Consider the following 14912-nt stretch of genomic DNA (forward strand, 5'->3'; position numbering starts at 1 on the left):
GCAAAGAGCGGGATACTTCCCGTCCTTTGCTTCTGCTACTCCTTCACCTTGAAATGCACCCAGGCGACTTCGCCCTGTTCCGTCAAATACTTGAACGCCTCGCCCAAATCAATCACCGGCGGCGAGTGATCGCCGACCACAATCACCTCAACACCGCGCATTTCCGGCTGCCGGACCAGTTCCGCCAGCTGATCAAAGAACTGCGCCTGCAAGCTGAAATTGCGGCACAGCATCGTGTCCGCCGGCAGACCGTAGGCCGCACAGTCCAAGCGGTGGTTGAACAAATCTTCAGTGGGGTAGTCGGTGTGCGAGGTCAGCGTCATCCAATAAAAGAACAGTTGCGGATGGCTGGCGAAAGCATCCTTGACCACGGCAAACAGGGCACTGTCACAGACGCCGTTAAATGCCTGGCAGGTTGGCTTACCCATCATCTGCTCTGCCGCCATGACCTGAGCGAAACCCGCTTTCGGATACCAGTCGGAGCGGTCATAGAGCAAACTGCTGGCGCCATGTTGGGCAATCGTCATATAGCCCTGCTGCTGCAAGCGGTTGGGCAGGCAGTCTGCCAGCTGGCTTGCCGGAGTGTAGCGTAATGCCAGCCCTTGTACCTGCAAAGCACACAATTCGCGGATTTCGCCTTGCACCGTGGCACCGATAAAGGGGAAATGCCCCACCTGCCACTCGTCGAAACGGTCACGTTCTGCCGCCAGTTTCTCCAACACCGCCGCCTGCAAGGCGGGATTTTTGGGCTGCCCCCAAGACTCATTGACAATAAGCAGGATTTTCGCCGATGGCGGTTGCGCCAATAATCTTGAAGCGTGATCGAATTGCAGCGGGGAAAATACCGGTTTGACGTCGTTGGCGGTAATCCGGGCGAACTCTTTACTTCTGTCGTATAAATCGAACTGGCTCTTGCCGTAGAAGAAATTGTTGCGCCCGAACAGGTTGGTTTGCAGGCCGCGTTCATGGTATTGCAGGTGGCCGGTGAAATAGCAAGCTACTGCCAGCGGGATACAGAGCCACAACGCGTGGTAGAGATTGGTCTTTTTTCCCAAACGCCACAGGCAGAACGGCATGACGACGACATACGCCAACGCCAGGACGCAGAGCAGCCGGTATGACCACGGCGCTTTTAGCACAAACGGCAGCAAATACAGCGCCCCCTGCAAATTCAGGAAGGGAAAGAGCTGCATGACAAACATCAGCACATCAAACAAGACCGCCAGCCAGAATGCCGCTATGCCCAAGCAACGCAGCCAGCGACACGGCACCGCCAGCAACAGCACCGCGATGAAATAATCCAGATTCAGCAGCGGCCGCGCCGTATGGGTCAGCCACGCCAGTAACAGGAAAACCACATTGGGGGCGATAACCAAAGCCAGGGCATAACCTAGCGCGCGGGATGAAAAAGCCGGCAGCACAATTTGCCGGTTCCAGGAAAGATTCACACATACTCCTTTTGTAATCATGAACAGCCGGTCAACACCTCATGCGCGGCGTAAACCAGCCGCGTATGTTACTCCGCCGCAACGGTAGCGGAAAACCGCCGCCTCTTCCCGCCGGCCATGCCGGCGCCCCTGCCGCTGTATAATCCGCGCCATTTTCCCCGCCTGGAGCACACAAACATGGATACCCCCATCCTCGGCATTGACCTCGGCACCACCAACAGCCTTGTCGCCTGCTGGCAAGACGGCAAGGCGCAACTCGTCAAAAACGCCCTCGGTAGCGTCCTCACACCGTCCGTGGTCAGCGTTGATGATGACGGCAGCATCCTCGTCGGCGCCGCCGCACGCGAGCGCCTCATCTCGCACCCGCAGGCGACTGCCGCCACCTTCAAGCGCTACATGGGCAGCAGCAAGCGTTACCGCCTTGGCCGCCGCCACGAGTTCTCGCCAGAAGAACTCTCGGCACTCGTCCTCGGTTCACTCAAGGCCGATGCCGAAGCCGCCTTCGGCACACGCGCCACGGACGCCGTCATCACCGTCCCCGCCTACTTCAACGACACCCAGCGCAAAGCCACCCGCCATGCCGCCGAACTGGCCGGACTGAACGTGCGCCGCCTCCTGAACGAACCTACCGCCGCCGCAATGGCCTACGGCCTGCACCAGGGCGAAGACGCGCGCAAATTCCTCGTTCTTGACCTCGGCGGCGGCACCTTCGACGTCACCCTGCTTGATATGTTCAGCGGCATCATGGAAGTGCGGGCGAGTGCGGGCGACAACATGCTCGGCGGCGAAGACTTCACCGAGCTGCTCATCCTGGGCTTTAGCGGCGCACATCCCAAAGCCGACCTTGCCAGCGTGCAGGGACAGCTCTACGCTGCCGCCGAACGCGCCAAACAGGCGCTGAACAGCGGTGACGCCGACATGCAGCTCACCGTGGGCGGTGAGACACTCAACTGGCACATCACGGGCGCCGACTGGGAACAACGCTGCGCACCGCTGCTCGAACGCTGCCGCGCCCCCATCGAACAGACCCTGCGCGACGCCGGCATACGCGCCGCCAGTCTGGATGACATCATCCTCGTCGGCGGGGCGACGCGGATGGGCATCCTGCGCAAAACGATGGCGCGCCTCTTCGGCCGCTTCCCGACCACCGGCCTCAACCCGGATGAAACCATCGCCATCGGCGCCGCCATCCAGGCGGGACTCGTCGCGAAAGACCAGGCACTGGAAGAAGTCGTCATGACCGACGTTGCCCCCTACTCGCTCGGTGTCGAAACCAGCATCCAGACCAGCGAGCAGCACTACGAAGGCGGCATATTCAGTCCCATCATCGAGCGCAACACCGTCATCCCCGTCAGCCGCATGGAAACCTACTATCCCATCCAGAACAACCAGGAAGCGCTGCTCTTCAAAATCTACCAGGGCGAAGCGCGGCTCGTGCGCGACAACATCTACCTTGGTGAAATCAGCATCCCGCTGCCGGATTACCGCGACCCCGAACAAATGCCCGCCGAAGTGCGCTTCACCTACGACGTGAGCGGCCTGCTCGAAGTGGACGTACACCTGCCCGCCGACGGCAGCACCCACCAACTCACTATCCACAACAGCGGCGTCAGCCTTGATGCAGCAGCCTTGCAGGCAGCACACGAAAAACTGGCGAAACTGAAAATCCACCCGCGCGACCAGGCGGAAAACCGCACCCTGCTGGCGCGCGCCGAACGCCTCTACACCCAGCGCCTCGGTGAAGACCGCCAATACATCGGCCAGCGCATCGCCATCTTCACTGCCGCCCTCAACAGTCAGGACGAACGCCTCATCCGCGAAGCTGCGAAAGAAATGCAGGAATTCTTGCAGCATATGGATGACGACCCCTGGCAATAACTGCTGCCCGCCAAGCGGGATAAACACTGGGTTTGCGATCCTGCCCTACCCTGCCCGCCTGACGGCAGCCACAAAAAACCACCGCAGCGGCGGTGGTTTTTTGTGGTCTCGTTGGTGTTACAGATACTTGACGAAGGTTTGCAACACGGTGCTGTTGATAAGGTCAACGAAGAAGGCGCCCACCATCGGCACGATGAGGAAGGCTTTGTGCGATGGACCGAAGTGCTCGGTCACGGACTGCATGTTGGCGACCGCCGTTGGTGTTGCGCCGAGGCCGAAGCCGCAGTGCCCGGCGGCAAGAACCGCCGCATCATAGTCACGTCCCATGAAGGCATAGGTAACATAAGTGGCATAGAGGAACATCACCACCGTTTGCGTCAGCAGGATGACAGTAACAGGCAGCGCCAACGCGGTCAGCTCCCACAGTTTCAGGTCAAGCAGGGCAATGGCGAGGAAAATGGAGAGCGAGGCATTGCCGAAGACATCAATGGCGCGGTCAAACATATCGAACTTGAAGGCACCGGTAAGGATATTGCGCAGGATGACGCCACAAGCCAGACCCCAGACGAATTGCGGCAGGTCAAGGATGGCGAGGATGTCTTTCAGGTAACGGGCATCCACATAGTTCATGATTTCAGAAACGACCAGACAGACGGCAAACATCGCCAGCGTATCCACTGCCGAAGAGGCGGTGATGAGGCGCATCCGCTGCGGCTGTTCGAAGATGTCGCCGGGTTTGTCGAGGTCGTCACTGGTGACCCTATCCGCCACTTCCTCCGGCTTGCGCCCCATTTTGTTGATGAGACGGCGTGCCGTCGGGCCGCCGATAAGGCCGCCGACAACCAGACCGTAAGTGGCGCAGGCCAGGCCGAGACCAGTTGCCCCGGCCAGGCCGAGTTTCTCCAGCTCCGGCCCCCAGCCACCGGCCGTACCGTGACCGCCGGTCATGGTGATGGAACCAGCCACCAAGCCGATGAGCGGTTCTTGTCCCAGCTTTATCGCCAGCAGCACGCCGACGGCATCCTGCACGATGATGAACACGCCGACGATAATCGTGAAATAAACCAGCGGTTTGCCGCCCGCTTTCAGGCGGGAGAAATCGGCACTGAGCCCGATGGAGGTGAAGAAAATGAGCATGAAGGCATTTTTCAGCCCGGTATCAAACTTGAAGATGTAGCTGCCGAACCCGTAGAGGAAGTAGATGATAGCCGCCGCGACCAGACCGCCCGCGACAGGTTCGGGGATATTGAAGTCACGCAGGAAACGGATGCGTTTTACTAACTGCCGCCCGAAAAGCAGCACGATACAGGCGATAAGCAGGGTGTAATAACCGTTGACGGTTACCGTAGTAAAGACAGGTTGTTCCATGAAGGCCTCTCTCAAAGTTGCGGGAAGAAATCAGGCAGCATGCGGTACGCCCGAAGGTCAAATACTAAGTCCAGAAGTTAATCTTTGTCAAAGAGCAGTTCATCTTGCGGTTAGCCCCCTCATGTTTTGAGGATTGCCGTGGTTCAAAGAAAAGGGCAGCCGTTTGGCCGCCCTGATGCCATAACACTGACAAACGGGATCAGGTCAAGAGCAGTTTGGCGAGCGTAAGGCTGAACACGAGGCTGAACGCCATACTGAGCAGACCGGGCAGCATAAAGCTGTGGTTGAGGATATAACGGCCAATGCGGGTCGTGCCGGTGGTATCGAAGTCAATGGAGGCAATGATCGGGCCATAGTTCGGGATGAAGAAGTAGCCGTTCACCGCGACGAAAGTACCTACCATAATTTCTGGCGGAATACCGAGGCCAACACCAAGCGGGAAGAGGGTGGCAACCGTCGCCCCCTGGCTGTTGACCAATACTGACAAGGCAAAGAGCAGGACGGCAAAGAGCCACGGCGCCTGTTTAACCAAAAATTCGACTTCATTTTTCAGATCGGACATATGGGCGTGCATCAGCGTGTCACCGAGCCAGGCGATACCGAAAATAGCGATAACCGCGCGCATCCCGGCATGGAAGACGGAGCCACGGGTAATAGCGGTGCCGTCCGGCTTGCAGAGCAGGATGATGAGCGCGCCAGCAGTAAGCATGACGATTTCGATGACGTGCGGCATATTAAGCAGCTTCATATTGCCTTCGGCATCAGGAAAAGACGGACGCAGGTGCGCCATCAGTTCTGCTGGTAGATATTTTGCCAGCTTATCCAACGAGCCAAGGATAACGACCAGGATGGCGGCGCTGATAAAAATCTTGAGCGATGTTCTAGCGCTTTTTTCGTTGATGACGGTTTCTGTGCCAGAAGAGGATTCCTGCGCGGCATAGATTTCCTGATAAACAGGGTCTTGCAAGCGGCGCTGATATTCCGGATCGTCTTTGAGTTCTTTACCCATCTTGTTGACGAAGACACAGGCGATGGCGATGCCTAACGTGGTGGAAGGAATCGTCACCATCAGGATTTGCGGCATGCTGATGTGATACGGCGTGAGGTAGGAAACTGCAGACGTGACCGCTGCCGCAATCGGGCTGGCGACGATGGAGAACTGCGAGGCGATGACTGCCATGGAAAGCGGGCGTTCCGGGCGGACACCGCTGCGGCGTGAGACTTCGGCGATGACCGGCAGTACGGAATAAGCGACGTGGCCGGTGCCGGCGAAAATGGTGAAGATATACGTCACAGCAGGTGCCATGAAGGTGATGTACTTCGGATTCTTGCGCAGAATGCGGGTGGCAACGCGAATCATCAGGTCGAGACCGCCAGAGGCCTCCATTGCCGCCGCCGCAGAAACGACCGCCATGATCATCAGCATGACGTCAATCGGCGGGCTGGTCGGTTGCAAGCCAAAACCAAAGGTCAGGATGGCGAGACCCAGGCCACCGAAGACACCGAGACCGATACCACCGACGCGGGCACCCAACAAAATACACAGCAGCACAATGGCAAACTGCACATAAAACATTATGGACATGATGCGCTCCGATAAAAGCTAAAAGAACAACCATGCGGCGGAGAACACGCGGCAAAACGCACAGATGATGCGCTTTGGGGCGGATTCTTGCCGCACGGTGCTGAAGCCAGCGGGATTCTCGCCTTGCGGGAAGATGTGAATCCGTTAATCTTCGCCGCAAATTGTAGTACAGATACCGCAGGCGATAAAGCCTGAATCCACATAACCACAGCGCACGTATCGCCCGAATTTATCATTGGTATTCAGACGGATAAGGTCCTATACAGAACCGCTTGCGCGGTCTTCTACCATCCCTGCCGTGCTTTTTGTCGTGATATTCACTTTATAGCCTGTGGATTGTCATGGACAAGATGGGAATTTTTGTGTATAGCTTCATGCACAACAAACCAGTCCCTCATCCGGCCTGCACCGCAACAAGACCCGCAACCACGCCGCTTGGCAGGTACGGTATTGATGCCACTTGACGGACCGGTATCAGCGACAAGCGGCGGGGACGTAGCTTTTCTCGCTTCCGCTACCTTACGTTGATTTCCATCATCGGCGCAGACACGTGGCGGTGCTATCCTGCGCGCCGTTTTTCCGGAGGTTTTATGCACCGCTATCCCGCCATTCTCAATCTCGGTTTCCGCCTGTTTTTCTTCACCGCGTCCGCTTTTGCCGTGCTCACCATGCTCGCCTGGCTGGCGGTGTATCAGTTTCAGGTAACAGCGTTCAGCGGCGCGCTGCCGCCCCCGTATTGGCACGGACACGAGATGGTGTATGGCTATGCCGCCGCCGTCGTCACCGGTTTCCTCTTCACCGCCGTGCAGAACTGGACGGGGCTGCCGCTGCCGCATGGCTGGCTGCTGTTTTGTTATTGGTTGCCGTGGTTCGTCGCCCGTTTACTCTTTGCTTTTGCCCCCGCTTGGCAGCTTGCTGCCGCCTGTTTTGATGCGGTTTTTGCCCTCGGCAGCCTGTATGGCGTCGCCAAGCCGGTGTTTGCGGTCAAGCAGTGGCGGCAGATGGGGCTGGTATCAAAACTGGGACTGCTGGTCATCGGTCAGTTGTTTTTTATTACCGGGCTGCTTGGCTTTGCGCGCGGACTGCATTGGAGTCTGTATCTCGGCGTGTTCACCATCCTCGCCATCGTGCTGACTATAGGACGGCGGGTCACACCTTTTTTCACGGAACGCGGCGTCGGCTATCCCTTCACGCCGAAAAACAGCATCCTGCTGGATCGCCTCTGCCTGGTGTCATTCACCGTTTTTTTTGCGTTGAAGGTATTTACGCCGTGGCAAGCGGCGGCATCCGTCTTCGCCCTGGCAACCGCACTTACTAACGGCTGGCGCCTCGTCGGCTGGTACACCTTCGGTATCTGGCGGCGACCACTGTTGTGGTCGATGTTTTTGTCCTTCGCCGGGATGATTTTTGGCTTCTTCCTCTTCTTCTGCCGGCTTTTTTGGCCTATCAGCGATTCGCTGGCGATGCACGCGCTAACGCTCTCCGGCGTCGGCCTGCTGACACTCTCGATGATGGGGCGGGTCAGCCTCGGCCATTCCGGGCGCAATATTCACGAGCCGCCGCGTCTGCTGGTGATCGGGTTATGGCTGCTGTCGCTGGCATTTATCTGCCGTGTCGTGCTGCCGCTTGTCGCTCCCGCGCAGATAATGCTGTGGATTGCGCTGGCGCAGGTGCTGTGGGTTATCGCCTTCTGTTTGCTGCTGCACGGCTACACGCGAATTTGGTTCTCGCCGCGTATTGATGGCAAGCCGGGCTGATGTCCGCCTGCTGGTATGAAGAAGCCCCTGCTACGGCAGGGGCTTTTCGTTTATGAAGGCAGTGATGGTGCCAAGCGCAACATCCAGACCTTGCAGCGGATCATAGCGGTGCAGATCGAGAACATCGGCGAGGCGGTTGTTCATCCAGGTAATTTGCCGCTTGGCCAACTGGCGGCTGGCGATGATGCCCTGCCCGATGGCAGTGGTGCGGTCGGTCGCACCATCCAGGTATTGCCAGATTTGCCGGTAGCCGACGCTGCGCATGGCGGGGCTATCGGCACTAAGGTGTGGGCGGGCTTTGAGTACGGCCACTTCGTCGATGAAGCCCGCCTCTATCATGTGCTGAAAGCGGGTGGCGATGCGACGATGCAGTTCGGCACGCGGCGGATTCAAGGCGATGGCGAGTGTCTGCCACGGCGGCGCGGCACGCTGCTGTGCGGCATAGTACGCGCTCGGAGTTTTGCCGCTGGTCATGATAAGTTCGAGGGCGCGGATGAGGCGTTGGCGGTCGTTCGGCATGATGCGCGCCGCGCTAGCCGGATCGAGGCGGGCGAGTTCGGCGTGCAGGGCGGTGGCACCTTCACTGTCCAGGCGCGCTTCGATAGCGGCACGATTATGCGGGTCGGCGGCAGGCAGACCATCCATGCCGGCATAGAGGGTGTAGTAATAGAGCATGGTGCCGCCAACGAGGACGGGAATTTGTCCCGCTTGGTGAGCCGCCTGGATTTCATGCGTGGCATCGGCGGCAAAACGGGCAGCGGAATAGGTTTCTTCCGGATCGAGAATGTCGATGAGGGCGTGCGGGTAACGGACGAGGGTTGCAGCGTCAGGTTTGGCGGTGCCAATATCCATGCCGCGATAGATTTGCGCGGAATCGACGCTGATAAGGTACACGGGCTGACGGTCAGCAAGGGCAAAGGCAAGATCGGTCTTGCCGGACGCGGTCGGGCCGAGGATGCAGATAACGGGAGGCATGTGGGCGGTGGACGATAAGAGCAGAGCGCCATGGTATAGCGGGCTTCCCCTGAAAGCTATGCCGGACTTCGCGTGGATGGCGGATATCTTCGAACACGACAGAATTTCGCCAAGCGGCATCAATGCTGTGCCCACCAAGCGGCAGAAATACTGGGTTCGTCAAGATTTACGGGGAAGGGCGGACACAAAAATGGAATGGCGGGGCCATTCCGTTTCGTGACACGTTCAAACGCTGCTTGTGTTGCTCAGCCTTGCTGCGGTGGAGGCGGCGGGGTTTTACTCTGCCCGTGCTTGCCATCATCGTGCTGCGGGGGTTGCGCTTGCCCGTATGCTTGTGCGGCATGCCTTTGTCTGGTTGTTATTTGTCACCGTGCTGCATATGTGGAACGACTTTGGGTTTGACGGCTTCTTCGGGCTGCGACGGCGATTTTTGCGCATCGGCAGTGATGACCAACAAGATAGTCAGAGAAGCGAGGCCTTTTTTCATCGTATTGCTCCTATTTATGTGAGTGTGTTGCTTTTGCCGCCTGAGCGGTCAAAAGCGGGATGCATTGCGCGCGCATCCTGCGGCTATCCATGATGTTTTTTAACGGCTTGACAAGGTTTTATAGTCGTTTCAAATAGAACTGATACGATGTTGGCGAGCCTCGCTGTACTATCTGTACTGTTTTCGGCCCGCCGCCTTGTCTCAGTCCTCTTTGAAGCGACCATATTGTCACTTGCCCACAAAAAAGCCCTGTACTGTCGCACAGGGCTCGTCATGGAAAAGGCGCTTACCATGGCCGCAAATCCACGGTCGCCAGGATTTTCTGCTCTTTGTTTGAGACCAGCACCGTCATATCCCAATCGCCACCCATCATCGGCAGGAAGCCGTCGGCCTGTGGATATTGACGCAAGATCTCGTCCACCGCAGCCTGCGAGTTGTTCTTGCCCAAGTCGCTGAGCGGCAGAACCTCTTTGGCGAAATCCTGCCAATGCCCTGCTATTGGTTGATAAAGCTCGGCTCTTTGCACAGGAGATTTGCCTTTTTCCAGCTCCAGCCACAGCCAGTCTGATTGCTCTTGCTTGTCCTTGACGGGGCGTACCATACCCCATTGCGGTGCAAGCCAAGAGGTACGATCAAAAGGTGGCTTAGCATTGCTGTAATCCACGTCAATAGCCTTGACGATTTCCACCCGGTAGATATTGATAACCTGCCAGGCCGGCCGCCCCTCGGCGATATGCCAAATGCCGTAAAGCAGCGCTGCTATCTGCATGATGATGACGGCGACAAAATCGAACCACAGCCCTTTCTTGCCCTGCTTGGCGAGAAAGAGGGTCAAGAGCGGTCCCATGATGACGTCGATAGAGAGCAGCAGCAGAAAGATATGCGACACCCCCACTGCTTTGGCAAGCACGCCAGGATACCAGTACCAATAGACGGTCGCCGCCGTGAGGCAGCCGATGATGATGGAACAAAACAAGTGGCTCACGAAACAACGGATTCTGAAAGACATGAGGTCTCCTAACGTCATGTAATGGCGAGAAACGGGGGCGGCCATTTAGGCCCGCCCCAGCAGTTATTCTCTGGTACTAGATGTTTGTCCATTTTGTTTATGCAAGCGATCCTGTTTCATCTTTTCCAGCATATTGATGTTATATGTGAAGGCGTCGTAGGCCAGCGCATTGCCTTTCGGTGTGGAGTATTCCAAATAAAGATTGTTGTCGGTGGAGACGAAGAATTGAGGCTTACGCAGTTTCTGCGCAAGATAATCCATATCTGCTGGTTCCAGCAGCAGATCTTCATGCAGGGCTTTTTCTTCTGCATCTAAGTCCTCAGTGCTGACCGCAATACGCCCGTCCAGATGGTGGAGGCGTGCGGACTCTTCCGTATTACTGGCAACCAATACCCCCTGGCCACCGGAAACATAGAGCCAGACATAGCGGAATTCCTGATGCAGAGTATTCAAGATGTAGAGGAGATCCATCGGCTGCATGTGATGCAATTGCACCCATTGCTGCAACACGCCATTTTCTTTTAGACGTGCTTTGACTAATTGATAGAACTCACGATTATAGAGATTAGCTGCACCCGCGAACCAGATGCTGGAAATTTCCATGCTGATGAGGTCGTAGCGCTTGTTTTGTGTCAGAAGCAGGTTACGTCCGTCGGTGTAATACATCCGTACATTGTCTTGCTGCGAAACCAGCTTATTGATTTCACCGAAATGAATATCGGCGATGTCCACCATGTCGGCGGCCAGTTCAGCAATATCCATCTGGGCGAACCCCTGCTCATGCAATACATGCGCAGAATTGCCCGTGCCATAGCCAATAACCAGCACATCACCGCGTTCTTGCACATGAAGCAGCGGAGTTAAGGCTACGCCACGCTGTGCTTGAACCTCGCCTGCATTATTACCCTGGAATTTACCATTGGTCAGCAAGGTCAGCATAGTTTTGTGCTCGCCGGTTTCTTTGTGTTTCATCGTCAACGAGTTCACGGTGGTCAACCCTCCCTGGATACTCTCACGCGAATCAATAACTTCGCCACGATAGTTATCCGCGCTGAAATAGACATTCGCCCCTACCGTCAACTGCGTCAAGTTCCATTGTGCCGGATAGCTCCACAGCGCAAAAACGATTGCTATCAGCGCAACGATACCTGTTGCCCGTTGCGCGCTACTGTTATAGCGGAAAGCCTGCGGCCAGGCGGTGCGGCCGATATACGCCATATACAGCGCAAGAGCGAGCGAGAGAATGGCGAGAACGAAGAGCAAACGATTGGAGCCGAGCCAATTGAGGAAGACAAACCCTGCCAGCAAGACACCGGCAATATTGCCCAGCGTGTTGCACAAACTTGCAATACCGAGCCCTGCCGCCTCACCACGGTTTTTTAACCAGTCGGAGGCCAGCGCCATCGTTGCCGGATAACCGAGGCCGATAAAGAAAGCAGGCGGCATCATGATGATGGCGCAGACGGCAGCACGAATCAGCTCACGCGCAGCAAAGCCGAAGTGGTGATATGCCCCCATCGGGCCGAAGCTGGCGAAATAGTCCACCAATCCGTCCCACTGGAAGGCAGAGATGATGATGGCGAAAAAGATACCAAGCTGCGCGATAGTCGCGATAACAGGGTCGGTCAGCCAACGTCGCAATTTGTCATACAGAGTAGAGCCTAGACCCAACCCGCAGAGAAAAGTCGCCAGCATCAGACCAAAGGCATATACGCTGTTGCCCGCGATAACCGCTAGCATATGCATATTGACGATTTCCAGGGCCAAGGTGACAACCCCGCCAAGACTGACGACCCACAGCGCGGCAATACCGAGACGGCGCCGCTGCCAAGCATTTTGCGACGGTAGCATGACATGTCCCGCGCCGACGTCCGCAATGCCCTCTACCTCCACGGCGACAACTACTTGTGCCGAATCCGGCAACTTTTTCAGGCGATCAATGGCATATAGCGCAATCATTAGACTGAAGAGTGCTGCGAGACGGGTGGCCCCCGTGAGTCCGAGACTTGGCAAGACAACATAGGCACCGATCAGAGCTCCCAGCGCCGCGCCCATGATATTGGCGGTATAGAGATGAGCGATGATATTGCCGCGCCCCGGTAAATAGCCGCGCAGGAATTTGAACATGATGGGAAGGGTCGTCCCCATGAGGATGGTCGGAATGCCAAGGACAATCACACCGAGCAACACCCGCCACAGGGTAAGGACGGGAGAATCCGGGCGTACATCGGCAGCGAATGCGACATAAATATGGGCGATCAGCTTAAAAAGAGCAGGAGTTGCCAGTGCATAAACCCCGATAACTGCCTCAAAAAGGGCATACCATTTGAGCGGATTGCGTACCCGGTCGGCGAGCAAACCACCCAACCAGGCGCCGAGCGCCATGCCACCCATATAGGTCGCCATCACCGTATAAGCGGCAAGAGAAGTGCCACCGAAGATGACGCCGAGATGCTTGGCAAAGACGACTTCATAGAGCAGCCCGGCAAAACCGGAGCAAACAAAGAGGCCAAATACCCAGCGCACAGAAATTTGCGGACGCGCCTGCGCAACGGCCGCTTTTTCCTGCCAAGAATAGGCCTGATATTGCGCTTCACTGGGTGCGGGCAGATACCAGACGGCGCGCAGATAGGCAGCGAAACCGTACACAGCAGCGATAACGCTGACCGCTGAGAAAAGGCGCACAAACCAGAGGTGATCCGCCAGAAAAAAGCGGGTGGTATCGGCATGAAGCATGATTTCCCAAGCAGCAAATAGCAGCATACATACCCACCAGATGCGGCGCTTGTAGAAATGCCAGCCGGGAGGATTGATAAGCGCCGTGCCGAGAGCGATACAGAGCGGCGCCGCCACGATCAGGTCCATCAGGTAATGCTCACCCATGGCCATGGTGGCAATAAAAGTAATCGCGGCAAAGGCGGCTGCTGCATAGAAATACACCTTGCGGGTCAAACAGGCAGCGACCAGTACCATCAGCATGGCACCAGCAAAGTGCATGGAGGGCATGCCGTTGCGAAAAGTTGGCGGCACAAAAATGGTGCCTTTGGCCTGCGCCAATATAGCTCCCATATTCGCCGGATAGTCATCCTCAAACACATAGAGTGGTCCGGCAACTGGCGTAAAACAATAGAACATGTAAGCGCAGATAAATGGCACTATCAGCACCCGCAACACATTCAGTTGCCCCTCCCTCCTTTCTCTAAGTACCGGAATAAACAGCAAGGTCAGTACTATGGCGAGCAAAGAATAAACGGAGATAATGATACTTTGCCATAGCGGCTGCTGATACTGAATAAAGGTGGCATATAAATTATCGGCAAATCCCCAAAAGGCTGCATCTATTTTATAGAGATCGGCATCTATAGTTTGCGGCAGAATAATCTGGGTAAAATCCAGAGCATCAGTTGTAGCCTGACCCAGCATTAGTATAATTATGGTTAGATAGAAATAATGGCTGACATATCGTTGCGCCGCCGCATCGGGTACATGCCCGAACAGTCTCGCTATCCCGGGACAGTTATAAAGGAACGTAAAAAATGCCGCGATACCTATTGCCCACAGCATGATAGGCAAAATCAGGCCCGCATGATAATCCGCTGCATCCAAAGCATATTGCAGCCAGAAAGTCAGATAGCCGACGACCAGGGCGAATACCATGATTCTGTTGCGAACGGGCATTAATTTACCCAGCCATAACACACTGCCAGAAATACCGAAATAAATACCCAGATTAACAAAGGCAATTTCGATAGACTGGGAAATAGGGATGGGAAAACCAATATTTACTTCCTGCAGTAAAAACATTTTCCCTATAAACGTACTGACGTACATCAGAACAGCTATTACTGCCCACAATTTTAAATGCCGCATATTTTACTCTTTAACACATAAAAATAGTGATATTACTCACGCAATATCACCAAAACAATATTAGATTAGGGTCTGCATACCGATGGCAGATATTTTGCCTCTACATCGGAAACACAGGACCACACATAGGACGCTCCAGTCGGAGGAGTAGGCCGTAAAGTTACTTTCTTGCCCCGCAAGACAGCGGCTACACCCGTGCTGCGCATGGTCGCGGTGATAGCCCCTGGCAAGACCCCCCCATCCAGGTCCTTGCCCACTTCCACCTGCTGCACGTATTTACCGTGGATATCCACTGCATTAATTGCGATACCGGCTGCACCGTTATCCGGTGGCCAATGTCCCTTGCTGCTATGAAATTCGCCAACTGTGAGTTTGATGCCTCCTAAAAGCTCCATCGCTTCCGCTATTTGCGCTTTAACAATATAGGTCTGATAAGAAGCCAAAGCGATCACAGCGAGGATACTGACAATAGCAATGACGATCATCAGCTCAATCAGCGTAAAGCCTCTTTGCCGTATCCATGTTTTTTTCATTG

Annotated in this window: 10 protein-coding genes; 2 read left to right on the plus strand and 8 right to left on the minus strand. The window is 55.8% G+C overall.

The window, feature by feature from the left end; all coding sequences use genetic code 11:
* Positions 1-35: 35 nt before the first annotated feature.
* Positions 36-1469, minus strand: coding sequence for a sulfatase-like hydrolase/transferase (locus tag DY250_RS11325; protein WP_115612383.1), 1434 nt, complete (start codon positions 1467-1469; stop codon positions 36-38).
* A 156-nt stretch (positions 1470-1625) separates the two neighbouring features.
* On the opposite strand from DY250_RS11325, the gene DY250_RS11330 reads away from it, so the two are divergent.
* Positions 1626-3326 (plus strand): molecular chaperone HscC, encoded by a 1701-nt coding sequence (locus tag DY250_RS11330; protein WP_115612836.1) that lies wholly within the window; start codon positions 1626-1628, stop codon positions 3324-3326.
* Between the two features lie 117 nt (positions 3327-3443).
* On the opposite strand, the gene gltS is transcribed toward DY250_RS11330, so the two are convergent.
* Both gltS and DY250_RS11340 read right to left on the minus strand, forming a co-directional pair.
* On the minus strand, positions 3444-4694 hold the full coding sequence (gltS, locus tag DY250_RS11335) for a sodium/glutamate symporter (RefSeq protein WP_115612384.1): 1251 nt from the start codon (positions 4692-4694) through the stop codon (positions 3444-3446).
* Between the two features lie 199 nt (positions 4695-4893).
* Positions 4894-6279 (minus strand): anaerobic C4-dicarboxylate transporter family protein, encoded by a 1386-nt coding sequence (locus DY250_RS11340; RefSeq protein ID WP_115612385.1) that lies wholly within the window; start codon positions 6277-6279, stop codon positions 4894-4896.
* 590 nt (positions 6280-6869) lie between these two features.
* Here DY250_RS11340 and DY250_RS11345 point away from each other — a divergent pair.
* Positions 6870-8036: an NnrS family protein gene (locus DY250_RS11345; protein ID WP_115612386.1), complete on the plus strand. Its 1167-nt coding sequence runs from the start codon at positions 6870-6872 to the stop codon at positions 8034-8036.
* Positions 8037-8066: 30 nt separating this feature from the next.
* Here DY250_RS11345 and miaA read toward each other — a convergent pair whose 3' ends face one another.
* The 5 genes from miaA to DY250_RS11365 form a co-directional block, all read right to left on the minus strand.
* Positions 8067-9011, minus strand: a complete 945-nt coding sequence (gene miaA, locus DY250_RS11350; RefSeq protein WP_245951118.1) for a tRNA (adenosine(37)-N6)-dimethylallyltransferase MiaA — start codon at positions 9009-9011, stop codon at positions 8067-8069.
* 358 nt (positions 9012-9369) lie between these two features.
* The gene (locus DY250_RS14785) at positions 9370-9498 is read right to left on the minus strand and encodes a hypothetical protein (RefSeq protein WP_281270387.1); all 129 of its coding nucleotides are present in this window, start codon (positions 9496-9498) and stop codon (positions 9370-9372) included.
* A gap of 286 nt (positions 9499-9784) precedes the next feature.
* The gene (tfpZ, locus tag DY250_RS11355) at positions 9785-10507 is read right to left on the minus strand and encodes a TfpX/TfpZ family type IV pilin accessory protein (protein WP_115612388.1); all 723 of its coding nucleotides are present in this window, start codon (positions 10505-10507) and stop codon (positions 9785-9787) included.
* A 63-nt stretch (positions 10508-10570) separates the two neighbouring features.
* Complete coding sequence (locus tag DY250_RS11360) at positions 10571-14377, minus strand: phosphatase PAP2 family protein (RefSeq protein ID WP_115612389.1); 3807 nt, start codon at positions 14375-14377, stop codon at positions 10571-10573.
* 65 nt (positions 14378-14442) lie between these two features.
* Positions 14443-14910, minus strand: a complete 468-nt coding sequence (locus DY250_RS11365; RefSeq protein WP_115612837.1) for a pilin — start codon at positions 14908-14910, stop codon at positions 14443-14445.
* Between the last annotated feature and the right edge of the window lie 2 nt (positions 14911-14912).

It is taken from the genome of Cardiobacterium valvarum (assembly GCF_900460955.1).
Taxonomy (GTDB): Bacteria; Pseudomonadota; Gammaproteobacteria; order Cardiobacteriales; family Cardiobacteriaceae; genus Cardiobacterium; species Cardiobacterium valvarum.

What these genes read in the sequence shown, in the direction of transcription:
- DY250_RS11325 (WP_115612383.1), bottom strand. Translation starts at nt 1,469, where the DNA reads ATGATTACAAAAGGAGTATGTGTGAATCTTTCCTGGAACCGGCAAATT.
- DY250_RS11330 (WP_115612836.1), top strand. Translation starts at nt 1,626, where the DNA reads ATGGATACCCCCATCCTCGGCATTGACCTCGGCACCACCAACAGCCTT.
- gltS (WP_115612384.1), bottom strand. Translation starts at nt 4,694, where the DNA reads ATGGAACAACCTGTCTTTACTACGGTAACCGTCAACGGTTATTACACC.
- DY250_RS11340 (WP_115612385.1), bottom strand. Translation starts at nt 6,279, where the DNA reads ATGTCCATAATGTTTTATGTGCAGTTTGCCATTGTGCTGCTGTGTATT.
- DY250_RS11345 (WP_115612386.1), top strand. Translation starts at nt 6,870, where the DNA reads ATGCACCGCTATCCCGCCATTCTCAATCTCGGTTTCCGCCTGTTTTTC.
- miaA (WP_245951118.1), bottom strand. Translation starts at nt 9,011, where the DNA reads ATGCCTCCCGTTATCTGCATCCTCGGCCCGACCGCGTCCGGCAAGACC.
- DY250_RS14785 (WP_281270387.1), bottom strand. Translation starts at nt 9,498, where the DNA reads ATGAAAAAAGGCCTCGCTTCTCTGACTATCTTGTTGGTCATCACTGCC.
- tfpZ (WP_115612388.1), bottom strand. Translation starts at nt 10,507, where the DNA reads ATGTCTTTCAGAATCCGTTGTTTCGTGAGCCACTTGTTTTGTTCCATC.
- DY250_RS11360 (WP_115612389.1), bottom strand. Translation starts at nt 14,377, where the DNA reads ATGCGGCATTTAAAATTGTGGGCAGTAATAGCTGTTCTGATGTACGTC.
- DY250_RS11365 (WP_115612837.1), bottom strand. Translation starts at nt 14,910, where the DNA reads ATGAAAAAAACATGGATACGGCAAAGAGGCTTTACGCTGATTGAGCTG.